Genomic DNA, 25748 nt, shown 5'->3' on the forward strand with positions numbered 1-25748 from the left:
TAAAATGAAACGCATGTCCAGACCTGTTACACGACTCATTGGCCAGGGCGTTCGTTACGCCACTAAATTGCGCGGCGGAGGTTCAGCTTTCCCCGGCCTGGTGATGGAGAAACTTCACCCAGATTTCGTTGCTGAAGAATTAGCTAAGCTCCCTCGTGGGGTGGTGGTTGTTTCTGGCACGAACGGGAAGACCACCACCACCAAGATGGTCGTGCAACTTTTGGAATCGCAGGGGCTGAAGGTTTTCACGAACCGCACAGGTTCTAACTTTGTGCGCGGTGTTGCCGCTGCTTTGCTAGGCGAGATGAACCTGGCGGGCAAACTTGATGCGGACATCGCCGTCCTTGAGCTGGATGAGGCGCATGCGGTTCATTTTGTGAAGCGTGTGAAGCCTCAGCGTGCGTTGCTGCTGAATGTTTTGCGTGATCAGCTTGATCGCTTTGGTGAGATTGATACTACGCGCCGCATGCTGGCACACGTTGCAGGGGCAACCACCGGCACCGTCATTCTTAACCGCGAGGACCCTCGCATTCGCTCTCTGGCGGAGAACGCTCCTGAAGGAACTGCCGTCAAATACTTTGGTCTCTCCGAAAAACTGCGCAAGATGTTCCCTTCGGATGATGACATGCGCGCTGCTGAATCACCCGTTAATACGGCACAGCTCGCCCCTGAGCTACCCGCAGCAGACGTACTTCTTAAAGACTTTGCGGGCACCTCAGCTACTTTTCAACTTGGCTCGGAAGAGCTTAATGGCACCATTAACCTCTACGGTGTGTACAACATCTTCAACGCCGCTGCTGCAATGGCGCTAACTTTGGACGTCATGGGCGACGACGCCGACCGTAGCGCCCTCATGGCAGAGCTTGCGAACATCACTCCGGCTTTTGGTCGCGGTGAAACTCTCACGGTGAATGGCCAGACCCTTCAGCTTCTTTTGGTCAAGAACCCTTCGGGTTTCCGCCTCTCCTTGGCGTCAGCAGATGCTCGTGATTACGCCACCATGATTACCATCAATGATGCTTATGCAGACGGCCGCGACGTCAGCTGGCTCTGGGACGTTGACTTCCACTCGTTGCAAACCGGGGGAGTGAATATGGTATCGGGCGTGCGTGCCTATGACATGGCCCTCCGTCTGGAACACGAAGACGTGTCAGTAGCCGCTGTTGATGAAGACCTCGATTCAGCACTTGACCAATTCATCAAGAACTCCCAGGGCAAGCCAATGCGCATTTTCTGCACCTACACTGCCATGCTCGCCATCCGCAAGAACCTCTCCAAAATTACAGACGTGGAGGAAATCTCCTAATGACTTCCAATTCAGGCAAGAGCCTCAAAATCGTACAGCTTTACCCCCGAGATATGAATATTTACGGGGATTGGGGCAACACTCTTTCCCTGTCCCGCCGCGCTAAAGCTCACGGCTTTGACGTGGAGATTGTGGATTATAACCCCGAGGATTCTTTCCCCACCGACGCCGACATTATTGTGGGTGGCGGTGGTCAGGACTCTGGGCAGAGCGTGATTGGTGATGACCTCCAAAGTATTGCTGCCACTCTGCGCGAGATGGCAGAGAAAGGTACTCCCATGCTCGTCATCTGCGGTCTGTATCAGTTGTTCGGAAACGAATTCCGAACCATCGGCGGTCAGGCGCTACCCGGCATCGGTATTTTTGATGCAGTCACTGTGGGCGGCGAAGAACGTCTCATCGGCAATATCGTCGAAGAATCTTCTGAATTCGGCACCATTATTGGCTATGAAAACCACTCAGGTTTGACAACCCTTAGCGGTACTACCGAACCGTTGGCTAAAGTGACTAAGGGTGAGGGCAACAACAAGGACGACGAATTTGAGGGCGCACGCGTCCATAACGTTGTAGGTACCTACCTTCACGGCTCTCTTTTGCCCAAGAATCCTGCCATCTCAGATTTCTTGATTCAGAAGGCGGCTGAAAATAAATACGGTGAATTCACTCCCGCCACAATTAACGATGAACTGGTAGAAAAAGCCCGCGCGTCCGCATCCCAGCGTCCCCGTTAAGGCTTCGCTCGTGCTACGGTCACCGAGCTAACAACTCAAAAAATCAGCTGAGCACTGTACGAAGTATTACAATGGAAGCCGACTTACCAGTAAAAATTTGCGCTGATGCGCCCCGATACGAAAGGCAGGTCCCATGTCAGGTCACTCCAAATGGGCAACAACCAAACACAAGAAAGCTGCTATTGACGCTAAGCGCGCAAAGGCATTCGCTAAATACATCAAGGCTATCGAAGTAGCAGCTCGCATGGGCGGCGCGGATACCTCGGGTAACCCGGCACTCGATTTGGCTGTTTCTAAGGCGAAGAAGAACTCTGTTCCTAACGACAACATCGATCGTGCGATTAAGCGCGGCGCCGGTCTCACGGGTGAATCCATTGAGTACACCGAGATTATGTATGAAGCTCGTGGTCCGCAGGGAACCGCGCTGTACATCGAATGTTTGACCGACAACCGCAACCGTGCCGCAGCTGAAGTTCGTACCGCAGTTACGCGTAACGGTGGCACGATGGCAGATGCGGGTTCTGTTGCATTCATGTTCGAACGCAAGGGCGTTGCTGAAGTAACCAAGACTGACGGCTTGACTGAAGACGACGTCCTCATGGCTGTCCTTGATGCCGGCGCTGATGAAGTTATCGACGACGGCGACGTCTTCACCGTTGTATCTGAAGCAACCGACCTTCCCGAGATTCGTAAGGCTCTTGCTGAAGCTGACTTGGATTACAACAACGATGACCCCGTATTCCGCCCCACTATGAACGTGGAATTGGACGCCGAAGGCGCACGGAAGTTCCTCAAGCTTGCAGATGCAATTGAAGAATTGGACGACGTTCAGAACGTCTACTCCAACGCGGATATCAACGAATCCGTCATGGCAGAACTCGAAGAAGACTAGGACTAGTACATAGTGCCTTCTTCAAGCACAAAGCGCCCGGAACTTTCCTCTGTTGCGAGAGTTCCGGGCGCTGCCCGTATTCTAGGCGTTGACCCCGGTCTGACTCGCTGTGGTTTTGGACTGATCGATATGTTGCCTAATCGCAAGGCAAGCTTTGTGAACGTTGGCGTTGCCGGCACTATCGCGGCGGAAACCCTGGATCAGCGTATCCTCACCATCTTTCAGGTTGCTCAGGAGTGGTTGGATACCTATCAGCCGGATGCCTTAGCTATTGAACGAATCTTTGCCCAGGAGCAGGTTAATACGGTCATCGGCACCGCTCACGCGTCGGGCGTCGTCATTGCAGCTGCAGCCAGCCGCGGTATCCCCGTATATTTTCATACTCCCTCAGAGGTAAAAGCAGCGGTGACTGGCTCTGGTCGAGCGGATAAGGCATCGGTGGGGCGAATGGTCACGCGCATCTTAGGGTTGGATGTTATGCCCAAACCTGCAGATGCCGCCGATGCTCTCGCCATTGCGATTTGCCACGGCTGGCGTGGAGGAACCACCGGTGGGGCAATTGATACCAGCGCGGGCGTCCAGACACACCAGGGATCACGACCTGCCGCACAACAACGGTCTACCGTTATGACTCCTGCTCAGCGGGCTTGGGCGGAAGCTGCGGCTAAAACTGCTCGGAAAAATCCTCGAAAGTGGAATTAGTACATATATTCGAATAGGATAAGAGCATGATTAGCTCCCTCACTGGTAAGGTCACGCATGTTGGCCTGGATAACCTCATCATTGATGTCAACGGTTTCGGTATGTTCGTCAATGTCCCCCCGCAGACAGCTAGTTCATTACGGACGGGGGAGCAGACCACCATTCTTACCACCATGATTGTGCGCGAAGACTCTATGACACTGTACGGGTTTTCTGAGCCGGCAGAGAGAGAAGTCTTTGACCTGATGTTGACCGTTTCAGGGATCGGCCCTCGCATTGCGCTTGCAGTGGTAGCGGCGTTGACTCCTGCAGAAGTATCTAAGGCAGTGGCAACTGGGGACGACAAGGCATTTACCAAAGTTTCGGGTATTGGCCCTAAGGGCGCCCGCAGAGTCGTGCTAGAACTTGCCGGCAAGCTTATTCTCACTGACCAAGATTCAGACCAGTTGCCTCTTTCCCACGATGTTGCGTGGAAGCCACAGGTTCTTGATGCTTTGATGGGACTAGGCTGGACTGAGCGCGACGCCGTGGCTGCAGTTGATTCGTTCGTTGAAGCGAATCCGCAGTCCGAAACCATGGGCGTTGCACAAGCGCTGAAATCAGTTCTGGCAACCCTAGGTTCGCAGCACTCTAACACTCGCCACTAATCTTCATCTGAGGAATTTTTTCGTTCTATGACTTCACAACCCTATGACTTCAATCAAGCGCCCGGTCAGGTTCCTGGTCAGCGCTTGGTCGCTATGGAAGAAGAGCCCGAGGAAAAGATGATTGAGGCGGCTCTGCGCCCTAAATCTCTTGATGATTTTGTGGGGCAGCAGAGGGTACGTCGTCAGCTCTCTCTGTTACTAAAGGCTTCTAAACTTCGCGGACGTAGCGCTGACCATGTGCTTTTATCTGGTCCTCCCGGCTTGGGCAAAACCACTCTTTCGATGATTATTGCCGCTGAGATGGATGCGCCCCTGCGTATCACCTCCGGTCCTGCGATTCAGCACTCAGGTGATTTAGCAGCAATTCTTTCTTCGCTCACCCCCGGTGAAGTTCTTTTCCTCGATGAAATTCACCGTATGTCACGCCCTGCAGAAGAAATGCTGTATATGGCGATGGAAGATTTTCGCGTAGATATCGTGGTCGGTAAGGGCGCTGGCGCTACCTCTATTCCGTTGGAATTACCTCCCTTTACCTTGGTAGGAGCGACGACGCGCGCCGGTTTGCTACCGGGACCTCTGCGCGATCGTTTTGGTTTTACCGGGCATTTAGAGTTTTACTCTTCAGTAGAACTTGAAAGTGTACTGCGGCGGTCAGCAGGTCTGATGGAGATGAATGTTTCTTCGGAAGGCTATTCGGAAATTGCCGGTCGATCCCGAGGAACGCCACGTATTGCTAATCGTTTGCTGCGTCGAGTACGAGACTGGGCTTTGGTTCACGGGGTTGATCGTATTGAAGCTAGAGAAGCTGCAGCGGCATTGGATATGTATGAGGTGGATGCACGAGGGCTCGACCGTTTGGACCGTGCCGTACTGGAGGCGCTCATACATAAATTTGGCGGAGGACCCGTTGGGCTTTCAACCTTAGCTATAGCTGTAGGTGAAGAAGTAGAAACAGTGGAAACTGTGGCGGAACCTTATCTCGTACGCGAAGGGCTCATGGGCAGGACGCCACGAGGGCGAGTCGCTCTGCCCGCCGCTTGGGAACACCTGGGGCTTGAAGCTCCTGAGTTTCCCACCCTCTAGTTGCGAAAGCGCTTAAACTAACTCACCCAAAGCCAGGGATAATTCAGAATTCTCCACTACGATAGAGCCTGAAAGTATTGTCAATGCCTAGGGATATATGCTGAACTCCATCGAAAATCTGCACGCTTCATCAGTTCTCAACGCCGCTGAAGGCGGTGGAGCTGGCGGAAATAGCCTCTTCATGATTCTGCTCATGGGCATATTCGTGGTGATGCTGTTCATTCTGCCCGCGCGTCGTCAGCGAAAAGTTCAGCAGGAACTCAAACAGCGTCAAGATCAGCTGGTACCTGGTACCCGAGTGATGACTAACTTTGGGTTGTTCGGCTCTGTCGTTGAAGTAAATCGCGATGAAAACTATGTTCTCTTGAACATTGCCGCAGACACCGTGGTGAAAGTTCACCTTTCTACTGTCACCACCTTGGTCGATGAAGAAAAACAGAACGAAAGTTCTACGGGAACCTCATCAGTTGTAGAGCAAGAAACTGCGGTAGAGCGCGAAGGCGGAGCCTCCTCTATTGAATTTCCGCAAGAGCGCGACAATCGTCATCAGTAAAGAAATTTTTCCAAGCAGGTGTGCCCCACGCGGTGCACCTGCTTTTGTTGAAGTAAAGGGGCAGTATGGCTAAACGAAGCCCGCTGGCTAAGTCGAGAGCTGCGTTAGTTTCTATGGCAACTCTTATTATTGTGCTCTGTGCCGGTGTTTTTGGTTCTACCTTCTCTGGCGGATCTTGGGGGACTAAGCTCGCGCTTGATCTGTCCGGTGGCACACAAATGGTTCTCTCGCCGCAGGTTGTTGGCTCAGAGTCAGATACCGTCAACAGCGATCAGCTCAACCAGGCGGTTGAAATTATTCGCCAACGTGTTGACGGCGCAGGCGTTTCGGAAGCGGAAGTTTCCACGCAGTCGAATAAGAACGTTGTGGTTTCTGTTCCCGGTAATCTCGATGCTAAAACTCGCGAGCTTATTCAGGCGTCTGCTCAGATGGATTTCCGCCCGGTGCTAGTATCGGCTGCTCCTGGAAAAGTTGCTGATGATCAGAAAACGCCTGAAAAGGAATTGCCTAAGGGCGATAAGAAGCCTGAAAATGCGTCTGACCAGAACTGGATTACTGCAGATTTGTGGCGCCAGTTTGAAAATACTGACTGTGCTGCCGCAAGTTCAGATAAAGCAGAAAACCAAGATCCCAAAAAGGCAATCGTTGCCTGTTCTGAAGACGGCTCAGAAAAGTTTATTCTCGGTCCCGTTGAGGTAAAGGGCACTGATATTCAGGATGCTTCACACTCACAGGTCTCCAACAGCAGTGGTGTATCTACTGGCCAATGGGGCGTTAATATTCAGTTCAATGAAGTTGCAAAGAAGAAGTTTGAGGAAGTTACTACACGCCTCTATTCCTTCTACGGAGCCAACCAGCAAGATGCCCGTGCGCGGTTCGCCATTATGCTCGATGGCAAGGTGCTGTCTTCTCCCGTGGCTCAGGCAGTGATTACAGACGGTAAGCCTCAAATCACCGGTAATTTTACTGAAGAAAGCGCAAGTGCGTTGGCTGAGCAGCTCAAGTACGGTGCTTTGCCCATTAACTTCACTATTCAGTCTGAACAGCAGATTTCAGCTACATTGGGTGCGGATCAGCTGAAGATGGGTCTTATCGCTGGCTTAATCGGCTTGGTTTTAGTATTTATCTATTCGCTGTTCCAGTATCGGTTGCTGGGATTTGTAACTATCGCTTCGCTAATTGTTGCAGGGTTGATTTCGTATCTGGCGATTGTTTTGCTGGGTTGGTCTATTAACTACAGGCTTTCATTGGCAGGAATCGCCGGTCTTATTGTTGCAGTGGGCCAAACGGCTGACTCCTTCATCGTTTACTTTGAACGTATTCGAGATGAGATCCGTGAAGGTCGTACCATCCCTGCGGCGGTTGATCATGGCTGGGTCAGTGCTCGCAAGACTATTTTGGCGTCCAAGGCAGTAAACCTATTGGCTGCTGTTGTGCTGTATGTGGTTTCTGTCGGATCAGTGCGTGGATTCGCATTTACCCTCGGTTTGACAGCAATTGCCGACCTCATCGTCGTCTTCCTCTTTACACATCCCATGCTGAGCCTGCTGGCGCGTACCCGTTACTTCGGCGAAGGACGCCGCCACTCGGGTTTGTCTCCTGAATCGTTGGGTGCTGTTCCGTTGTATCGCGGTGCCGGTCGTATTCGTAAACCTGAAGACTCGGATGGATTGACCATTGCTGAACGACGGCGAGCTGCAAGAGCGCAGACACAGCAAGCATCCAGTGCAGGGTCGGTTCCCACTGAATCAACTGGCACGAAAGAAGCGGGGGAGTAATCGTGGCTAATGCACTTTCAACATTTGGTAATGATCTGCATTCAGGGAAGCGTTCCTACCCCTTCGTAGGTAAGCGAAACGTGTGGTTGCTTCTCGCAACGCTTTTGGTGGTTCTCTCTATCCTTGTGCCAGTGGCTAAGGGTGGATTTAACCTGGGTATTGATTTCCGTGGTGGGTCTGAATTTACGGTCTCCTCCGTTGAGAATGAAGACCCTTCGGTGGGTGAGAAAATTATTGCTGAGAAAGCTCCTGAAGCCCACGACGTTCGGGTCACCAATATTGCACCCAATACTATGCGTGCACAGATGAGTACTCTCACCGATAGTCAGACTCTTGATGTTAAGAAGTCTTTGCAGGACGCTTACGGTGTATCTGATCAGGACGTCACGTCGTCGTTCGTTGGCCCTACCTGGGGTGCGGACGTTACTCGCCAGGCTTTTGTCGGTCTGATTGCATTCGTGATTCTTGCGTTGATTGGTATGGCGCTCTATTTCAGAACATGGAAGATGTCGCTGTCAGCTATCGCTGGTTTGCTCTTTACTGTGGTTATCACCGTTGGTATTTATGCACTCGTGGATTTTGAGATTACACCCAGCGCGATTATCGGCTTTCTTACGATTTTGAGCTATTCGCTGTATGATTCGGTGGTAGTTTTCGATAAAATCCGTGAAAATACCGAGGGCTATTCAGAGCAGAAAAAGCGAACCTTTGGCGAACAAATCAATCTGGCGGTAAACCAGACTTTGGTGCGTTCTATTAATACGTCGGTTGTAGGTGTTCTACCCGTGGGTGCTATTTTGTTCATCGGAGCGTTCATCCTGGGTGCAGGTACGTTACGGGATCTATCCCTTGCGCTTTTCGTCGGCATTATCGTAGGTACTATCGGTACGATTCTTGTTTCCGCCCCTATGTACGCGGCATTGCGCTTGAGCGAAAAGAAAATCAAAAAACATGATCAGTACATTGAAGATATTCGTTCTGGTCGGGTTAAAGAAGAAGATGAAGGAGATCATTCCTCCGACAGCGATGGCGGTTCGGTAAGGATTGAAGTCAATCCCGTCAATTTGGGGTAATAAGACTTCTTCCTTCTCAATAGCACTTTCATGCGGTGGTCATATTTATATGGCCACCGCATGTGTGTTAGAAAGAACAGCGGAGCGGAGGTATGATTAACGCCATTAAGAGTGGGAAGGACTCGTCGATGTCGGATTCACAGCACCCCGTCGAGAAGATGGTCGATCAGAAACTATCCGAGAGCATCGGAAAGAAATCTCCCCGCGGATCACACCGGGTGATGTCTGCTGGGGAGAGGATTCCAACCCGCCATGTTTTTGGCAGAAGAATCCCCAATCAGCAGGATCAGTTGCGCCATTATTCTCCCGTTCTAGCTCCTGTTATCAGAACAGTAAAAAAGTATCATCCAGAAGAAAATCTGGAGATTCTTCAAAAGGCATTCACCGTTGCGAATAAGTACCATCAGGGTCAAAAGCGTAAGAGCGGTGACCCATACATTACCCACCCTGTAGCTGTTACAACTATTTTGGCGGAGATTGGTGCGACGGGGCCTGTGCTGGTTGCTGGCTTGTTGCACGATACGGTGGAGGACACGGATTACACCCATGAGCAACTCACCGCCGATTTTGGCGAAGAAGTAGCCTATCTAGTCGACGGCGTCACTAAGCTTGACAAGGTAGCCTACGGCGATACAGCACCTATTGAAACCATTCGCAAGCTTGTTCTTTCCATGAGCAAAGACATTCGTGTTTTGCTCATCAAACTTGCCGATCGCCTTCACAACGCCCGTACCTGGCGGTTTGTGCCAGCCCAGTCAGCAGCAAAAAAGGCTGAGGAAACGCTTAAGATTTATGCGCCTTTGGCACACCGGCTGGGACTAAACACCATCAAATGGGAGCTCGAAGACCTTTCGTTTGCTGCGATGTCCCCGGATATCTACCGCGAAATCGTACGCATGGTGGGGGAGCGAACCCCCAAACTGGAAAAGTACCTCGGGGAAGCCAAAACTACTATTGAAGAACGACTCTCCCGGGTTCACATCGATGCCACGGTGACTGGGCGACCCAAGCACTATTATTCGATTCACCAAAAAATGAAGTCAAAGAATAAAAGCTTTGACGAAATTAATGACATTTTGGCAGTACGTATTTTGGTGGAAGATGAAGACACCTGTTACGCGGTGCTCGGTCATGTTATGTCGCTCTGGCACTCTGTGGCGGGCAGGTTCAAGGACTACATCAAATCTCCAAAAAATAATCACTATCAGTCACTACATTTGACGGTGAATGGTCCTGGCAACCTTCCGCTCGAGATTCAAATCCGCACTTATAAGATGCATGAAGAAGCAGAGTACGGTGTAGCGGCCCACTGGCGCTATAAAGCTGCTTCCCGCGGTGAAACCGTAACCAACGGGATTTCTACTAAGGATCCAAAGACGCATAATGCCGCTTTGAACGTTGGAATTCTGCAGAATATTGCAGAGATTTCGAACTCTAACCCTGAGTCTGAAAAATTCTATGAACTTTTAGCAGACACGTTGGAGACCGATGAAATTGTTGTGCTCACACCTCACGGTGAACCTATCACTCTAGCTACGGATTCCACCCCCGTTGACTTCGCCTATGCAATTCATTCCGAGGTAGGAGAGAAAACCATTGGCGCGAAGGTCAATGGACGCTTGGTGCCGCTCCATTCACGGCTGAATTCAGGCGACATGGTTGAGATTCTCACTACCCGCGATGAAAATCAAGGGCCAAGTGAGGATTGGCTTAAGTTCGTACGCACTTCTAAAGCAAGAACCAAGATTCGTCAGTACTTCGCTAAAGGTCGCCGCCTAGAAGCAATTGATAAGGGTCGAGAAACCCTGACTAAGGCTATGCGCCACCATGAGCTTCCGTTAACTAAGATGATAACTCCTCAAATGTTGATGGAAGTCGCCCACGAGTTTAACAAGAATGACGGCGCCTCCCTGTACCATGCCCTAGGTGAGAACGAGATTAAGGCGCAGGACGTCATCGACGTCTTCGTCAAAATCTACTATGGGGAAACAGATGATAGTGAGATCGAAGCTTCAGAGTTCGATGAGGACATGTTCTCCTCGCATCAGCAGTCACCGGATAACGGCATTATCGTTCCAGGCGCTGACGGTGTGCTTACTAAAATTGCAAAGTGCTGTAACCCCGTACCACCAGATGACATCATTGGAATCGTGACTAAAGCTCACGGTATTTCGGTGCATCGTACTGATTGCCCCAACATGAAAAATGTTGACTCTGAACCGCGAGCCACTGAAGTGGAATGGGCACAGAACTCGTCTGCGCTTTACCGGGTGATCATCCAGGTTGAAGGTATTGACCGGAAATCACTACTTATGGATCTGGTACGTGTGATCGCTGAAAACCAAACAAACATTGTGGACGCGCGGGTTCTCACTAACGCCGATCGCTTTGCTATCAATCGTTTTACTTTGGAACTCCGCGATCGCTACATGTTGGAGCATTTGCTCAACGTCATGCAGAACGTCGAAGGGGTCTATAAGGTATACCGGATGACGGGCGCTAAGCCTGTTCAGGAGCAGACTAATTGATATTAGAGCTCTATAGATCTTGCATTATCTGAGGGTGGCTCAGCTGTGTTGAACTGATTTTGTTTATCATCAAAATCTTGAAGCCATTGCTGAGCCCTTTCTCTATTTCTGATGTATTTCGTTTCTTTCAGGACATAGAGCAGGGTGGATGTACGGCACCCATTGTGTGCACCGTCCGTAAGGATATCTTCGAGAAGCTTTTCCTCTGAACATTCTAGTGAGACTTCTCCAACTGTTAGCAGATCAAGGGCAATCTTCCGGGGTGTTGCTATATAGAGCTTATCTAGCTGTACATAGTCAAATGGAGTGAAATGTACCTGGCGAAATCTCATATGTTCTCGACCAGGTGTAGTGCGATTGATACGGCAGCTTCTCTCAAAGTCGACGTAAAGCAGAGGCGGGCGTTGATGCAGATAACCCCAAATCCAAGCTGCAGTTAGCCGTGAGATCCTCTGATTCCGCTTCGCTAAAACGGGTTCGGCGCTTTGAATTGCTTGAGCTTTCAAGAGGGGAGTGAGAGTAATGTGGGGCAGTGTATACATGTTCTTATAAATATGCTGCAGCTGATGATCTTTAATCAGCCGTTCTTGCTCACCTGTGGAGCGAGCTATTTGTTGAATATCAATGAGCTTTTCTTGAGCTTGCTGAATCACCACGTCACTAAAATTCCCCTCGGAGAATTTTGCCTGCTCAGGAGGGAGCAAATGCATACGCATGAGCTGCTCATTTCGGGAATTTGCCCGCGCCATTAAAGGGTAAGGAAGATTTTGCAGAATTGAAACAGAGTTGGTCATATCATCATTCTGCGCTGATTCGGTGTCTTGATATACAAAGATGCGGTCACCCTGTGGATAACCGCATCTTTATGTCTTTCGCAGTTCAATTAGTCAAAATATGACCTGTGAAGCTGTGGAAAGCTTATTTACGAGCCCAAGTTAGCTGAGGATGCCTTCAAGGTTTCTAGCCACTGACGACGAGCATCCAGTGCGTCCTGTGCCTTTTTGATGCGGCGAGCATCCCCGCTAGCTTCTGCCTTCTGCAAATCTTTTTCAAGACCGGCGATAGCGTCTTCTAGCTGGGTGAGCATTGAGTTCGCGCGTGCTTTCTTTTCAGGATCAGACTTGCTCCACTTGGCACTTTCTGCCTGGTGGATTTCGTCCTGTACCTTCTTCAGCTCGCCTTCAACACGACGCAGTGCGTTACGGGGAACTCGTCCGGCAGCATCCCAACGGTCCAATATGTCGTCAAGCTTAGTCTTCGCCTGCTTCAGATTGGTTACAGGCAAGAGAGCACGTGCTTCTTCCAGCAGAGCTTCTTTTACCGTGAGGTTCTGCTCGTATTCCTTATCCAATTCAGCATTGGCTGCGTTACGCGCGTCAAAGAACTTATCCTGTGCGGCGCGGAAGCGTGCCCAGAGGGAGTCATCTTCTTTGCGGGACGCACGGGGCGATTCCTTCCACTTGTCCATCAAGCTACGGTACTTGGCTGAGGTGTCTGCCCAGTCAGTGGAAGTTGCAAGGCTTTCAGCTTCAGCAATAAGTGCTTCTTTGATGCGCTTTGCTTTAGCGTTTGCCTCATCCAACGAAGAGAAGTGGGCGCGGCGATGCTTGTCGAAGGTGGTGCGAGCTGCACGGAAACGTTTCCACAGCTCGTCTTCTACAGACTTTGGCAGGTGATGCTTACGCTGGGTCTCTTTCCACGCGTCAAAAAGTTCGTTCATGCGCGAGTGAGAGTTTTTCCAGTGGGTTGTAGCGGTATCTTGGGCCGCAATTGCTTCAGCTTCGGAGACAATTTCCTCGCGAGCTTTCAATGCAGTTTCCTGAGCCTGAGCTTTATGAGCTTTCTCAGCTTCTTCAAGCTCTGCAATTTTTGCGGTCAGTGCAATCAAACGCTCCTGCAGGTTTGCGTAGTCACCGACCATATTGCGGTTTGCTACCTGTGCGCCAAGCTGTTCTACAGACTTTTGTAGGTCAGCGGCAGGTGCGCCGCGTTCAACTCGTGCTTCAAGTAGTTCAACCTGTGATTCAACATTTTCAAACTTGCGAGCAAAATAGCTCAAAGCCTCTTCTTCGGTCGCTTCAGGAAGCTGACCTACGGCGTATTCTTCGCCTTCTACAATCACAAAAACGTGGCCGTCTTCTGTGACGCGTCCAAACTGATGTGCTTTTTCAAGATTAACCTGTGAGGTGTCGTCGGATTTTAAAGTCACCGCTAAAACTCTTTCACTTCGGGGCGCTGGAGCGCATTAAACAAAGAAAATCGCAAATAAAGTCTGATTCACTGCGTATCAGTGAATGCGAAACTTACTTTTGCGTATCTCAAATACTACCGGTCGCTATCGAATGTGAGCAATAGATTCGGTTGGATAAAACTTGATATGCAAAAGACCCGAGAGCAAGAGGTTCGCAGCCAACTCGTTCTCGGGTCTTCATCTGAGAGATACTAGGGGATTTTCTCTCAGTGGGGGACAAAAGTCCTATAACTTTTCCAGTTATGAAAACTGGAAATCAACAACACATTTTTCATTGTCCCCTATTAAGTGGTTTGACGCAAACCGAGATTCTCTCAGGGGGAAAGATAAAAATTGGATACCTCGCCATCTGGAGAAAAGCACGGGCTCTCACACTACTGCCCAGCCTGTCCGGTATCCGCCGTACGTTATTCTTATAGGGAATATAATCAAAATCTGCCAATCTACGGTTTTACATCAAGGAGTGAATATGGCTCGCAAAGCTTCACTATCAGGTTTCCCCGAACTACTTCCTGAGGAACGCTTGGTAGAGAATCATGTACTTGATACTTTGCGCGAGACCTTTGAACTTCACGGTTTTTCAAATATTGAAACCCGATCGGTAGAAACCAAAGAGCAGCTCTTGCGCAAGGGCGAGATTGATAAAGAAGTTTACGGAATTTCCCGTTTGCTCGATGAAAACTCGACGACTAAATCAGAGAAGGAGCAGCTGGCTCTCCACTTTGATCTCACCGTGCCTTTTGCCCGCTATGTCGTCGAAAATGCGGGGTATCTGAACTTTCCCTTTATGCGTTATCAAATGCAGAAAGTCTGGCGTGGTGAACGCCCGCAGGATGGTCGTTTCCGCGAATTCACCCAGGCAGATGTAGATGTTGTGGGGGACGGCGCTCTGCCCTTCCGCTACGACGTCGAACTGGCACTGGTTGTCATTGAATCCTTGCGAAAGCTTGAAATCGGAGATTTCAAGCTTCGTGTTAATAACCGCAAACTCTCCGAAGGTTTTTACCGTGGAATTGGATTGGACGATACCGCCGGCGTTTTGCGTTCCATTGATAAGCTCGAAAAAATTGGTTCCGACGCCGTTGCACAACTGCTGAAAGACGAATTGGGCGCCAGCGACGAGCAGGCGCAAGCGGCGCTGAATTTGGCTCAGATTTGTACTGAAGACACCAGTTTTGTCGATGAAGTAAAAAAGTTGGGCGTTGAACACGCGCTGCTTGAAGAAGGACTCCGCGAGCTTGAAGAGGTTGTAGGTCAGGCAGCGAAACGAGCTCCCGGCAATATTGTTGCAGATCTTTCTATCGCTCGCGGTTTGGATTACTACACAGGAACGGTCTATGAAACTGTATTGGTGGGACACGAGAAACTAGGGTCTATCTGCTCAGGCGGGCGTTATGAGTCTCTCGCATCAAATGGTAAGCGGAATTTCCCCGGCGTCGGTCTTTCAATCGGCGTTACTCGCCTGGTATCTCGAATCATTAGCCAAAAAATGGCTGAACCAACCCGTAAGGTGCCTTCCGCTGTTTTGATTGCTCTCACTAGCGATCAGACATGGTCGGACGCTCAGGACGTCGCTGATTCCCTGCGTCAGCGCGGGATTGCCTGTGAAGTCTCTGCTACTGCTGCAAAATTTGGTAAACAGATTAAATTCGCTGAAAAGCGCGGCATCCCATTCGTCTGGTTCGTTAGCACAAAAGAAGACGGGTCCCTTAAACATGAGGTCAAAGATATTCGCTCCGGCGAGCAGATTGAAGCCGACCCCCAGCATTGGGCACCTTCAACAGAAGACCTTCACGTGCGCATTGAGGCAGCGCAATAACCAACTGCCTCTCAAGATTTTCGGTAGAATTACCACAAGATTTGAAAAGCTCCACCCAGTTGGAGTATTTGGAAAGGAAAAGAGTGCTACGCACACACACCCTTGGCGAATTAACCGCTAAGAACATTGGAGAAACAGTTACGCTGACCGGTTGGGTGGCACGACGCCGCGACCACGGCGGTGTTGCATTCGTCGATCTTCGTGATCGCGAAGGTGTTACCCAATGTGTTTTCCATAATGAAGAGGACTTCGATCACCTCCGCAATGAGTATGTGCTCAAGGTTACCGGCGTTGTTACCGAGCGCCCGGAAGGTAACGAAAACTCCAACCTCACCACCGGCGAGATTGAAGTTGAGGTCAACGAGGTTGAGGTGCTGAACACTGCAGCTCCCCTTCCCTTCCAAATTGATGAACATGTTGAAGTCGGCGAAGAAGCGCGTTTGCGATACCGCTACCTTGATTTGCGCCGCCCCGAGCCAGCTCGTTTGATGCGTTTGCGTTCAGAAGCTAACCGAGTTGCTCGCAACGTTTTGGCTGAGGACAAGTTCACCGAAGTCGAAACCCCCACCTTAACTCGCTCAACCCCCGAGGGCGCACGCGACTTCCTTGTTCCTGCTCGTTTGACTCCCGGCTCTTGGTACGCGCTTCCTCAGTCGCCTCAGCTTTTCAAGCAGTTGCTACAGGTAGGTGGCATAGAAAAGTATTACCAGATTGCTCGTTGCTACCGCGACGAAGATTTCCGCGCTGACCGTCAGCCTGAATTCACCCAGCTCGATATTGAAGCCTCATTCGTGGATCAGGAAGACATCATCGACCTCGGTGAGCGAATCGTTGAAGCTGTGTGGGGTTTGATCGATGTAAAGGTTCCTCGCCCTATTGAACGAATCACCTACAAGGACGCAATGGAGAAGTATGGCTCTGATAAGCCTGATCTTCGTTTTGGACTTGAACTCACCGAACTGACTGAATACTTCGAAAACACCACCTTCCGTGTGTTCAAAGCTCCCTATGTTGGTGCTGTTGTAATGCCCGGTGGCGCTTCTCAGGCACGTCGCACACTGGATGCATGGCAGGAGTGGGCAAAGCAGCGCGGCGCTAAGGGTCTTGCCTACGTTTTGGTTCAGGAAGACGGCGAGCTGACCGGTCCTGTAGCTAAGAACATCACTGAAGAAGAGCGCCAGGGTCTTGCAGCAGCAACGGGAGCTCAGCCAGGCGACTGCATTTTCTTTGCCGCAGGTGAGGCAAAGGCATCACGAGCTATCTTGGGTGCAGCACGAGTAGAGATTGGTCACCGTACCGGTCTCATTAAGGACGGCGACTGGTCATTCGTATGGGTTGTAGATGCACCCATGTTCGAATCGGCTGCGGACGCCACCGCTTCAGGCGACGTGGCGTTGGGCCACTCAGCATGGACCGCAGTACACCACGCTTTCACTTCACCAAAGCCTGAATTCCTTGAAACATTTGATGAGAAACCTGGCGAAGCCCTGGCATACGCTTACGACATCGTTTGTAACGGCAACGAAATTGGCGGCGGCTCTATCCGTATTCACCGCAAAGACGTTCAGGAACGCGTTTTCAAGGTGATGGGTATCGGTGAAGATGAAGCACGAGAGAAGTTCGGGTTCTTGCTAGACGCATTCTCATTCGGTGCGCCTCCCATGGGCGGCATCGCTTTTGGCTGGGATCGCGTGCTTCAGCTCATTGGCGGTACCGACTCCATCCGCGACGTCATTGCATTCCCCAAGACTGGCAACGGCTATGATCCGCTCACCGCGGCTCCTGCGCCGATTACTCAGCAGCAGCGTAAAGAAGCTGGAGTTGATTTCAAGCCAAAGAAAGACGAGAAGAAGTAGAACCAGATTTCTTTTCTAAGTTTTTTTCATCAGTAAGAATCGGGGGCGCGCCTCTGGTCCGCTTCTGGAGGTCGCATACGACCGCCAGAAAAAGGCTAGACGGAGCCCCCGATTTTTCTTGTTTCGATAATCCTTGAAACAAATTTCACAAAGTTAGTCCGCATAGGCTGAAGAATTAAGGAGAAAAGTAATGCGTGTCATTCTACAACGAGTCAGTGAAGCCTCGGTTAAGGTGGACGAGGAGACAGTGGGCTCTATCACCGAACCCGGTATTCTCGCTCTCGTAGGGATTACTCACGAAGACGACGAAGCAACTGTGGAGAAACTCGCCCAGAAGACCTGGCAATTGCGAATCTTGGAAGACGAAAAAAGCTGCTCTGATGTGAACGCACCGATTTTAGCCGTTTCTCAATTTACTTTGTATGGAGATCCCAAAAAGGGACGCCGTCCGTCGTGGTCCAAAGCGGCTCCAGGAAATATCTCAGAGCCTCTATACAACCATTACGTTGAGCATCTACGTTCCTTAGGGGCAAAGGTTGAGACGGGGGTTTTCGGGGCGGATATGAAGGTCTCGTTGGTCAATGATGGTCCTTTTACGCTGATTCTTGATAGCGAACACCTCTAAAAAATCTGGTCTGCCCCATTAGAGTAAAAGTGTGAGTCAACCTTTATTTGATATGCCTGAACCAGAATCGGATGACGCTGAGCAGTTTGATGCCCGGAGTCGCCGTGGTCCGCTTGCCGTCCGTATGCGTCCGCGAAATCTGGATGAAGTGGTAGGGCAGAAGCACTTGCTCCATGCAGGGTCCCCACTGCGGGTCTTGGCTGGCGAATCTTCTGGTCCCGCTGGTCCGCAGTCAGTCATTCTCTGGGGTCCGCCCGGTACGGGGAAAACGACACTTGCACACGTCATCGCGCGGGGGAGCACTCGAAAATTTGTGGAACTTTCTGCAATTACTGCGGGTGTCAAAGACGTTCGTGCGGTCATGGAACAGGCACTCACTGACCGTGATTTACACGGAACCACGACAGTTCTATTTCTGGACGAAATCCACCGATTCACCAAGGCTCAACAGGATGCCCTCCTACCTGGAGTAGAAAACCGCTGGGTCTTACTTGTAGCCGCGACTACGGAAAATCCGTCGTTTTCGGTGATTTCTCCGCTTCTCTCTCGTTCCATCTTGCTCACATTACGGGGGTTAGAAGAAAGCGATATTGAGGAATTGTTGCAACGCGCGATGGAAGATTCACGAGGGTTCGGGGGCAAAATTGAGCTCAGCGACGAGGCGAAAGATCACATCGTCAAACTTTCTGCCGGCGATGCCCGTAAAGCGCTGACCAGCTTGGAAGCGGCAGTTGCTGTCGCTCACGGTGAGAACAGTGAGGATGTTCAGGCTGTAGTAAGTCTGAAACACGCCGAAGAAGCGCTGAACCAGGCATCCGTAAGGTATGACCGCAACGGGGATCAGCATTATGACGTAGTGAGCGCCTTCATCAAGTCGATTAGAGGGTCAGATGTTGATGCAGCGCTACACTATCTGGCGCGGATGATTTCAGCGGGAGAAGATCCACGGTTTATTGCTCGACGTCTGGTGGTCCATGCCAGCGAAGACATTGGGATGGCAGATCCTTCTGCACTCACCGTGGCGGTCAGCGCGGCGCAGGCGGTTCAGCTCATTGGTATGCCCGAAGCACGTATTAACCTTGCTCAGGCTACGATACATTTAGCGACCGCACCCAAATCTAACGGTGTAATTGCAGCGATTGATCAGGCGATGGCGGATGTCAAACAGGGCAATGCCGGGGTGGTTCCAGTTCATCTCCGGGACGCTCACTATGGGGGAGCAAGCCAGATGGGGCATGGAAAAGGTTACATCTACCCTCACGATGTTCCTTATTCTGTTGCGCAACAACAGTACCTTCCAGATGCTCTCGAAGGACGCCGCTACTACAGACCGACAGAAAACGGTCATGAACGATCTATAGGTGCTCGGCTAAAAAATATCTATTCTTTGCTCAAAGGGAAGTAAATCCGTGAGTCATGCCACCTGAACAAACTAGAAATTAATCTAGCTAAGTGTTGTTCTGCTCTGTAAAGTAGAACTTTGGCTGGCAAGCAATCAAAAACGCAAGAGAATTCTTGATCACTGGGTTGTTGTAGTGAGGAGTGCGGCTGCTCCGAACTCTCCGCTGCACGAAATGTGTGCAGATTCTGGAGGCCAAGCCAATACAGAATAAATGGTGCTGGGGGAGTAAGTCTCCTAATACCAACCGCTATGAAAGGTAAATTGTGGCTAATCATAACCGCACCCGCCGTACCGTGCGTCAGTCCCGTGCCCTGGGCATTGCACTGACCCCTAAGGCAGAAAAGTACTTCGAGCGCCGTCCTTACGGCCCCGGCCAGCACGGTCGTGCCCGCAAGAAGCAGGACTCGAACTACGCCGTACAGCTTCGTGAGAAGCAGCGTTTGCGCGCGCAGTACAACATCCGCGAAGCTCAGATGCGTCGTGTCTACCTCGAAGCTAAGCGCATTGAGGGTCAGACCGGTAAGAACATGATCGAGATTCTCGAGACTCGTCTTGACGCTCTTGTACTTCGTGCAGGTTTTGCTCGCACCATCGCTCAGGCTCGTCAGGCCGTTGTGCACCGTCACATCATGGTTGACGGCGTTCGTGTTGACCGTCCTTCCTTCAAGGTTAAGCCCGGTCAGCTCATTCACGTACACCCCAAGTCTGAAAAGATGACCCCCTTCCAGGTTGCAGCAACCGGTGAGCACCAGGCAGTATTGCCCGACACCCCTGCATACTTGAACGTGGAAATCGAAAAGCTTCACGCAAAGCTGGAACGTGCACCTAAGCGCGAGGAAATCCCCGTGACCTGCGAAGAGCAGCTCGTAGTTGAATACTACTCACGCCTGGCATAATCCAAGCCTCGAAAGGCCCGCCATTCACGAATGAATGCGGGCCTTTTGTTTATCGAGTGGATAGTCGACAGTTCCTCTCTACGTGAGAGAAAGCGCATTTCGTGCGCGAAAGGTGCGTTGTTGCAACGTGGTGTCGTAGTATTGTTATCAAATCGTGTCATTTTGTCCTAGCGGCAACCGGTCTGAAGAAGGAGCCTATGAGCGGAGCAGATATCGCAGGTCTGATTGCAGCTCTTGTTTTTGCGATACTAGTGGCATTGCTGGCAAAGCCTATCCTTAAACTGACCGCAGTATTTGAGGAGCTAATCATTACAATTCGCTCGCTCAATGGCGAAGCTACTCCTTTGATCGGAGAACTCACTAAAACCGTCCAGACAACCAATTCGCAGCTTGAAAAGGTTGATGATATTACCAATAACGTTTCTGACGCTTCAGCGAATGTTTCGGCACTTTCATCGCTGGTCACCTCTACGGTAGGACAACCCCTCATTAAGGTTGCTTCTTTTTCTTATGGTTTGAAGAAAGCAATGCGTGGAGACGACGGGACTGAGCAAGCCCAGAACCCGCATACCTCAGGTGGTACTGACCAATGAGTTTTCTCAAAAATTTGTCCCTGATTGTGGGTGGAGCTGTAGCTGGCTTTGCGGTATCCAAGGTGGCTTCCACACCATTTTCTGCTGAAAATAACTCCGCACTTCTGCGAAAGAACCCCGGCACATTAGCGCAAACCACTAATTTGGAGGGAACCTTGTCACGATTCTTCGATTCACCACTGGGTCAACGCCTTCAGCCATATGCGCTGAAATCTATGGATTTTGCCGGCAAGGTAAAGCGAGGCATGGACGAGCGAGAAGCGCAGCTCAAGAATCAGTTCGCTGAACAAAAGTCTGATTCCCGACCAGGAGCGGTCGACGAATGGCAGCTTCCGTATACTCCCCAGAACTTGCAAGATTACTCGCACCCTTCTCGCGACGTCATCGACGGAGACACGCAGGTAGCACAGCAGAGTTCACTGGGCGCTGACAGCGATTCAGCCAGCGCCACCCGCGCACGAATAGCCCGCGACGAGACTCTGGGCAAAGACTTTTTTGCATAGTCCTTCGACTAATAGACTTTCAATAAACTTTTCGAAATTTTTCACAACGTAAGGAAAACCGACATGCTTTCACAGGAAATCACGAAGCGCTGGATTGATTTCTTTGAGGAACGCGGTTGCACCCCGGTGCCTTCAGCATCCCTCATTTCTCATGAACCTGGTGCGATGTTCACCATTGCAGGTATGGTTCCCTTTATTCCTTACTTCTTGGGTCGAGAAACTCCTCCTTTTAGCCGTGCAGCTTCAGTTCAGAAGTGCATCCGTACGTTGGATATTGACGAAGTCGGTAAGACAGCTCGTCACGGAACCTTCTTCCAGATGGCTGGAAATTTCTCCTTCGGCGATTACTTTAAAGAAACCGCTATTCCTTGGGCATATGAACTACTCACTTCTCCCCAAGAATCCGGTGGTTTCGGGCTTGATCCAGAGCGGCTCTGGGTCACCATCTACGAGGGTGATGAAGAAGCATTCGAGATTTGGACCAAAAAGGTTGGCTTCCCTGAATCTCGTATCCAGCGGATGGGTATGGCTGAGAACTACTGGTCAACAGGTCAGCCCGGCCCTGCTGGGCCAGACTCCGAAATTTTCTACGACCGCGGCCCCGCCTACGGTAAAGAGGGCGGCCCCGCAGCTGACGATGATCGCTATATCGAAATCTGGAACCTCGTCTTCATGCAGTACCAGCGTGGCGAAGGTACCGGTAAAGATTCATTCGAGATTCTAGGAGAGTTGCCTTCTAAGAATATTGATACTGGTTTGGGCGTTGAGCGTCTGGCTATGTTGCTTCAGGGCGTAGAGAACTTCTACGAAACCGATCAGGTTCGTCCTGTTCTAGATGCGGCATCAGAGCTTGCAGGCAAGAAATACCATGGGTCCGAGTCAGCTCAGGATGAAGGTTACGAAAATGATGTGCGGATGCGTGTGGTCGCCGATCATATTCGTTCCTCATTGATGCTGATTTCAGATGGTGTTATTCCTTCCAACGAAGGTCGCGGTTACATCCTACGTCGCTTGATGCGCCGTGCAATCCGTGCTATGCGTCTTCTGGGCGTATCTGAGCCGTGCCTTCCCGTTTTGCTCCCCGCGTCGCGCGATGCAATGAAGGGTGCCTACCCAGAGGTTGCAGAAGATTTCGAGCGTATCTCACGCATTGCATATGCTGAAGAAAAAGCTTTCTTGCGAACCATCGAATCCGGCACCGAGCGTCTTGAAGAAGCTGTTAAGCACGCCAAATCAACGGGCAAGTCCCTCGTTTCAGGTGAAGAAGCGTTTGCTCTGCATGATACTTACGGATTCCCCATTGACCTCACACTTGAAATGGCTGAAGAAGCTGGCGTGAAGGTTGATGAGACTTCATTCCGTGCGTTGATGGAAGAACAGCGCCATCGCGCTCAGGCCGATGCTAAGGCTAAGAAGGGCGCATTCGAGGATCTTTCCGCTCTTCGCCAGCTAGCTAACGAGCGTGGATCGGTCTTCACTGGTTACACAGAGCTCAAAACTGAGACTATTTTGCGTGCAATTTTGAAGGATGGCGTGAGTGTTCCCGCTGCTTCAGCGGGCGAGAAAATTGAAGTTGTATTGGACGAAACTCCGTTCTACGCAGAATCTGGCGGCCAGGCGGCGGACACAGGCGTCATTTCAGGTAACGGTTTCACCATTGATATTTCAGATGTGCAGCAGCCAGTGAAGGGTCTGTCTGTCCACCGCGGTGTAGTACGTGAAGGTGAAGTAGCCACCGGTAGCTCTGTAGTGGCGCACGTGGACGAACAACGTCGCCGTGACGGTGAAAAGGCTCACTCAGGTACTCACATTATTCACGCAGCCTTGCACCAGGTATTGGGCAATGAAGCCACCCAGCGCGGCTCTTTCAATAAAGAAGGTTACCTCCGCTTTGACTTTGCTTGGAATGAAGGGTTGAGCGATTCAGTTCAACGCGAGGTGGAAGAAGTAGCAAATACTGCTATCCGCGACAATTTCTCTACAATCACCCGTGAGATGCCTCTTGACGAAGCGAAAAAGCTAGGTGCTATGAGTCTCTTTGGTGAGAAATATGGTGATGTTGTGCGCGTAGTTGAAATGGGCGGTGACTTTTCCCGAGAACTTTGCGGTGGTACCCACGTCAACTCCTCCGCAGAAATTGGTTCTTTGACCCTGCTCACTGAACAGTCTGTAGGTTCTGGTAACCGTCGTGTGGAGGCTCTTGTTGGGCTGGACTCTTTCAACCATCTGGCGGCTGAGCGAACCTTGGTAAACCAGCTCACTGGAATGTTGAAGGTTCAGTCATCAGCCGATTTGCCTGAAAAACTGAATCAGACTCTGAATAAACTGAAAACTGCGGAAAAAGAGCTGGAGAAACTCCGTAAGGAAAAGCTTCAGAGCGAAGCCGGCAAGTTGGTGGAAAAGGCTGAGTCCATTGGGTCTGTGCGCGCACTGCTTCACAATGCAGGTGAGCTGTCTGCGAATGAGGTTCGTGGTCTAGCGCTTGACCTTCGCAACCGCCTGGGTGAAGACCCCGCAGTGGTTGCTGTTATTGGCATCAATAACAATCGCCCCGTCATCCTTGTTGCTACGAACGAGGGCGCTCGTGAAGCCGGAGTGAAAGCAGGTGCGCTAGTACGCGTAGCTGCGGGAGTTCTTGGCGGCGGAGGCGGCGGTAAAGACGACGTTGCCCAAGGCGGCGGTCAAGATGCGTCCAAGATTGACGACGCTTTTGTAGCCATCCGCTCAGCAATAGCCGATACGAAATAAAAACTGTGGCTTTTACTCGAGGTGTACGTTTGGGGGTCGATGTGGGAAATGCCCGCGTCGGCGTCGCAAAGTGCGACCCTGATGGAATTCTCGCCACCCCGCTGAAGACTCTCCGACGCGATGCTAAAAAGAATTCGGATCGTAAAGTTCTTCGTACTCTGATAAGAGTTAACGAAGTAACGGAAGTATTCGTCGGTTTACCCCGCACTATGCGTGGTGGCGAGAGCCCTTCCACCGAAATGGCAAAAACCTACGCGCAAGCCTTGGTACACGAGCTATATGAGGAGGGAATCACTATCCCTGTGTGGTTAGTAGATGAGCGTCTTACCACGGTAAGTGCCCACCGTTCGCTGCACGAAGCAGGGGTCAGCACCCGAGATTTCAAAACTATGGTAGATCAGGTTGCAGCAATCAATATTTTGCAATTTGCAGTTGATTCGCTAAAAGCTGGTCAAAATGTAGCTGGGTATAAGGTTGAGATTGACCCGAGTTTAGCTATACAAGACGCCGATTCAGCACATGTAACTGCTGGCGACGAACAGGATACGGAGAACCCGAGTTGAGCGATTCATCAAAGCGCCGCCCGCAGGAACCCGAGAACCTTAGAATGCTTCTCAATTCGAATGACGAAGACCAGCGCGAGGGTATTCTAGGGCTCTCTGTTGAGCACGATGAATACACCCAAGAGGAGCGTCGTCGCCTTAAAGCGCGCCGTCGAAATACTCTTATTACCGCAATTTTGGTTTTTTCTGTTGCACTGGTGATGATTGTGGCAATCCTTGCTCCTCAGCAGGGGTGGTTCAAACGCAAGGACTATCGCGGCGACGGCAACGGAACCACTGTTAGCTATGTTGTGCCCGACGGCGCAACGAACGTTCAGATTGCCACGGATCTAGAGGCAGACGGCGTGATTGCTGATGCGGGTCGATTCCTCGAAGAATACAATCAGATGGGCAAAGAACAGTTTATTCAGCCCGGTGAGTACCAGCTCGAAAAGGAAATGAGCTCAGAAGCTGCCTTGCATTCGTTGCTGAATCTGGATCAGGCAAATAAGAACTATGTTGCTATCAACCAGACCTGGCGTTCGAGCGAAACTTATGAGGCAATATCAAAGGCTACTGGTATTTCGGTTCAAGAGTTTAAAGATTTAGATCAGCATCCTGAAAAATTTGGGATTCCATCTAAGTTCCCGTCTCTTGAGGGCTGGTTGCACCCTGGAGAGTACTACTTTGAAAAGGATGCCTCCGCAGAGCAAATTATTCAGACGTTAGTAGATAAGACGAATGACGTTCTTAAAGAAGAAGGCGTGGAGGGCGACGATCGTATTTTCCATGTTCTGACTGTTGCATCAATCCTCGAATTCGAAGGTCTGGAGAAAGACTATCCGGCGATTGCTGGTGCCATCGAGAACCGTATGAATAATCCCGAGGGTGAAACCAGCGGTTATATTCAGTCCGATGCCACCGTTGCTTATGGCTTGGGTAAGAAGACCTTCCAGATCTCAACGGAGCAGAAGAACGATGCATCTAATAAGTACAACACCTTCTACTACAAGGGACTGCCTGTAGGCCCCATCGGTTCACCTGCGAATGCTGCTATCAAGGCTGCATCGAATCCAGAAAAGAATGATTACTACTTCTGGGTGACCGTCAATACGGTGACCGGTGAAACCAAGTTTGCTAAAACCTACGCAGAACACCTCCAAAATGTGGATGAGTATGAGAAATGGTGTTCTCACAATGAAGGTAAGTGTGCCTAGGGG

Annotated in this window: 22 protein-coding genes; 20 read left to right on the top strand and 2 right to left on the bottom strand. The window is 50.8% G+C overall.

The genetic code is table 11. The annotated features are described in order from the left end of the window. Positions 1-4: 4 nt before the first annotated feature. The 10 genes from ACFR81_RS08610 (at position 5) to ACFR81_RS08655 (ending at position 11293) form a co-directional block, all read left to right on the top strand. Positions 5-1306: a Mur ligase family protein gene (locus ACFR81_RS08610; protein ID WP_145176846.1), complete on the top strand. Its 1302-nt coding sequence runs from the start codon at positions 5-7 to the stop codon at positions 1304-1306. Next, positions 1306-2037 carry a type 1 glutamine amidotransferase gene (locus ACFR81_RS08615; RefSeq protein WP_343874922.1) on the top strand — a complete coding sequence of 244 codons (732 nt, stop codon included), beginning with the start codon at positions 1306-1308 and terminating at the stop codon, positions 2035-2037. The genes ACFR81_RS08610 and ACFR81_RS08615 overlap by 1 nt, the downstream gene beginning before the upstream one ends. Before the next feature lie 133 nt (positions 2038-2170). Further along, positions 2171-2929, top strand: coding sequence for a YebC/PmpR family DNA-binding transcriptional regulator (locus ACFR81_RS08620; protein ID WP_068171255.1), 759 nt, complete (start codon positions 2171-2173; stop codon positions 2927-2929). A 12-nt stretch (positions 2930-2941) separates the two neighbouring features. After that, positions 2942-3631 carry a crossover junction endodeoxyribonuclease RuvC gene (gene ruvC, locus ACFR81_RS08625; protein ID WP_343874919.1) on the top strand — a complete coding sequence of 230 codons (690 nt, stop codon included), beginning with the start codon at positions 2942-2944 and terminating at the stop codon, positions 3629-3631. A gap of 26 nt (positions 3632-3657) precedes the next feature. Continuing rightward, positions 3658-4278 (top strand): Holliday junction branch migration protein RuvA, encoded by a 621-nt coding sequence (gene ruvA, locus ACFR81_RS08630; protein WP_343874916.1) that lies wholly within the window; start codon positions 3658-3660, stop codon positions 4276-4278. A gap of 27 nt (positions 4279-4305) precedes the next feature. Beyond that, positions 4306-5361 (top strand): Holliday junction branch migration DNA helicase RuvB, encoded by a 1056-nt coding sequence (gene ruvB, locus ACFR81_RS08635; protein WP_343874914.1) that lies wholly within the window; start codon positions 4306-4308, stop codon positions 5359-5361. Between the two features lie 97 nt (positions 5362-5458). Next, on the top strand, positions 5459-5914 hold the full coding sequence (gene yajC, locus ACFR81_RS08640; protein ID WP_151144791.1) for a preprotein translocase subunit YajC: 456 nt from the start codon (positions 5459-5461) through the stop codon (positions 5912-5914). A gap of 65 nt (positions 5915-5979) precedes the next feature. Further along, positions 5980-7692, top strand: coding sequence for a protein translocase subunit SecD (gene secD, locus ACFR81_RS08645; RefSeq protein WP_343874910.1), 1713 nt, complete (start codon positions 5980-5982; stop codon positions 7690-7692). A 2-nt stretch (positions 7693-7694) separates the two neighbouring features. Next, positions 7695-8765, top strand: a complete 1071-nt coding sequence (gene secF / locus ACFR81_RS08650; protein ID WP_083147253.1) for a protein translocase subunit SecF — start codon at positions 7695-7697, stop codon at positions 8763-8765. Between the two features lie 128 nt (positions 8766-8893). Continuing rightward, a complete protein-coding gene (locus ACFR81_RS08655) occupies positions 8894-11293 on the top strand; it encodes a RelA/SpoT family protein (protein WP_343874905.1) in 2400 nt (799 codons plus the stop codon). A gap of 2 nt (positions 11294-11295) precedes the next feature. Here ACFR81_RS08655 and ACFR81_RS08660 read toward each other — a convergent pair whose 3' ends face one another. Next, on the bottom strand, positions 11296-12087 hold the full coding sequence (locus tag ACFR81_RS08660) for a type IV toxin-antitoxin system AbiEi family antitoxin (protein ID WP_343874902.1): 792 nt from the start codon (positions 12085-12087) through the stop codon (positions 11296-11298). A 128-nt stretch (positions 12088-12215) separates the two neighbouring features. After that, positions 12216-13502, bottom strand: coding sequence for a DUF349 domain-containing protein (locus ACFR81_RS08665; protein ID WP_343874899.1), 1287 nt, complete (start codon positions 13500-13502; stop codon positions 12216-12218). Between the two features lie 511 nt (positions 13503-14013). Between ACFR81_RS08665 and hisS the strand changes: the two genes are divergently transcribed. The 10 genes from hisS to mltG all read left to right on the top strand — a co-directional run bounded on the left by hisS (position 14014) and on the right by mltG (position 25745). Beyond that, complete coding sequence (gene hisS / locus ACFR81_RS08670; RefSeq protein ID WP_343874897.1) at positions 14014-15363, top strand: histidine--tRNA ligase; 1350 nt, start codon at positions 14014-14016, stop codon at positions 15361-15363. An 83-nt stretch (positions 15364-15446) separates the two neighbouring features. Continuing rightward, positions 15447-17219, top strand: coding sequence for an aspartate--tRNA ligase (gene aspS / locus ACFR81_RS08675; RefSeq protein ID WP_145176810.1), 1773 nt, complete (start codon positions 15447-15449; stop codon positions 17217-17219). Positions 17220-17409: 190 nt separating this feature from the next. After that, positions 17410-17844 carry a D-aminoacyl-tRNA deacylase gene (dtd, locus tag ACFR81_RS08680; RefSeq protein WP_068171223.1) on the top strand — a complete coding sequence of 145 codons (435 nt, stop codon included), beginning with the start codon at positions 17410-17412 and terminating at the stop codon, positions 17842-17844. Positions 17845-17896: 52 nt separating this feature from the next. Further along, positions 17897-19249: a replication-associated recombination protein A gene (locus tag ACFR81_RS08685; RefSeq protein WP_186303229.1), complete on the top strand. Its 1353-nt coding sequence runs from the start codon at positions 17897-17899 to the stop codon at positions 19247-19249. A gap of 260 nt (positions 19250-19509) precedes the next feature. Next, a complete protein-coding gene (rpsD, locus tag ACFR81_RS08690; RefSeq protein WP_068171218.1) occupies positions 19510-20142 on the top strand; it encodes a 30S ribosomal protein S4 in 633 nt (210 codons plus the stop codon). A 197-nt stretch (positions 20143-20339) separates the two neighbouring features. Continuing rightward, entirely contained in the window at positions 20340-20735 is a 396-nt protein-coding gene (locus ACFR81_RS08695; protein WP_068171215.1) for a DUF948 domain-containing protein, read from the top strand. Then, positions 20732-21238, top strand: coding sequence for a hypothetical protein (locus tag ACFR81_RS08700; RefSeq protein WP_068171214.1), 507 nt, complete (start codon positions 20732-20734; stop codon positions 21236-21238). The genes ACFR81_RS08695 and ACFR81_RS08700 overlap by 4 nt, the downstream gene beginning before the upstream one ends. A gap of 63 nt (positions 21239-21301) precedes the next feature. After that, complete coding sequence (gene alaS, locus ACFR81_RS08705; protein WP_145176798.1) at positions 21302-23986, top strand: alanine--tRNA ligase; 2685 nt, start codon at positions 21302-21304, stop codon at positions 23984-23986. Positions 23987-23991: 5 nt separating this feature from the next. Further along, entirely contained in the window at positions 23992-24549 is a 558-nt protein-coding gene (gene ruvX, locus ACFR81_RS08710; RefSeq protein WP_083147252.1) for a Holliday junction resolvase RuvX, read from the top strand. Continuing rightward, on the top strand, positions 24546-25745 hold the full coding sequence (gene mltG / locus ACFR81_RS08715) for an endolytic transglycosylase MltG (RefSeq protein ID WP_233126017.1): 1200 nt from the start codon (positions 24546-24548) through the stop codon (positions 25743-25745). Before ruvX ends, mltG begins: the two co-directional genes overlap by 4 nt. The last annotated feature ends 3 nt before the right edge of the window (positions 25746-25748 follow it).

Source organism: Rothia amarae (genome assembly GCF_042677725.1).
Taxonomy (GTDB): domain Bacteria; phylum Actinomycetota; class Actinomycetes; order Actinomycetales; family Micrococcaceae; genus Rothia; species Rothia amarae.

Bases quoted from the DNA above. Each gene is read 5' to 3' on its own strand.
- ACFR81_RS08700 (WP_068171214.1), top strand. From the start codon at position 20,732: ATGAGTTTTCTCAAAAATTTGTCCCTGATTGTGGGTGGAGCTGTAGCT.
- ACFR81_RS08620 (WP_068171255.1), top strand. From the start codon at position 2,171: ATGTCAGGTCACTCCAAATGGGCAACAACCAAACACAAGAAAGCTGCT.
- ACFR81_RS08685 (WP_186303229.1), top strand. From the start codon at position 17,897: ATGCCTGAACCAGAATCGGATGACGCTGAGCAGTTTGATGCCCGGAGT.
- ruvA (WP_343874916.1), top strand. From the start codon at position 3,658: ATGATTAGCTCCCTCACTGGTAAGGTCACGCATGTTGGCCTGGATAAC.
- hisS (WP_343874897.1), top strand. From the start codon at position 14,014: ATGGCTCGCAAAGCTTCACTATCAGGTTTCCCCGAACTACTTCCTGAG.
- alaS (WP_145176798.1), top strand. From the start codon at position 21,302: ATGCTTTCACAGGAAATCACGAAGCGCTGGATTGATTTCTTTGAGGAA.
- yajC (WP_151144791.1), top strand. From the start codon at position 5,459: ATGCTGAACTCCATCGAAAATCTGCACGCTTCATCAGTTCTCAACGCC.
- ACFR81_RS08610 (WP_145176846.1), top strand. From the start codon at position 5: ATGAAACGCATGTCCAGACCTGTTACACGACTCATTGGCCAGGGCGTT.
- ACFR81_RS08695 (WP_068171215.1), top strand. From the start codon at position 20,340: ATGAGCGGAGCAGATATCGCAGGTCTGATTGCAGCTCTTGTTTTTGCG.
- ruvB (WP_343874914.1), top strand. From the start codon at position 4,306: ATGACTTCACAACCCTATGACTTCAATCAAGCGCCCGGTCAGGTTCCT.
- dtd (WP_068171223.1), top strand. From the start codon at position 17,410: ATGCGTGTCATTCTACAACGAGTCAGTGAAGCCTCGGTTAAGGTGGAC.
- ACFR81_RS08615 (WP_343874922.1), top strand. From the start codon at position 1,306: ATGACTTCCAATTCAGGCAAGAGCCTCAAAATCGTACAGCTTTACCCC.
- ACFR81_RS08660 (WP_343874902.1), bottom strand. From the start codon at position 12,087: ATGACCAACTCTGTTTCAATTCTGCAAAATCTTCCTTACCCTTTAATG.
- secD (WP_343874910.1), top strand. From the start codon at position 5,980: ATGGCTAAACGAAGCCCGCTGGCTAAGTCGAGAGCTGCGTTAGTTTCT.
- ACFR81_RS08655 (WP_343874905.1), top strand. From the start codon at position 8,894: ATGTCGGATTCACAGCACCCCGTCGAGAAGATGGTCGATCAGAAACTA.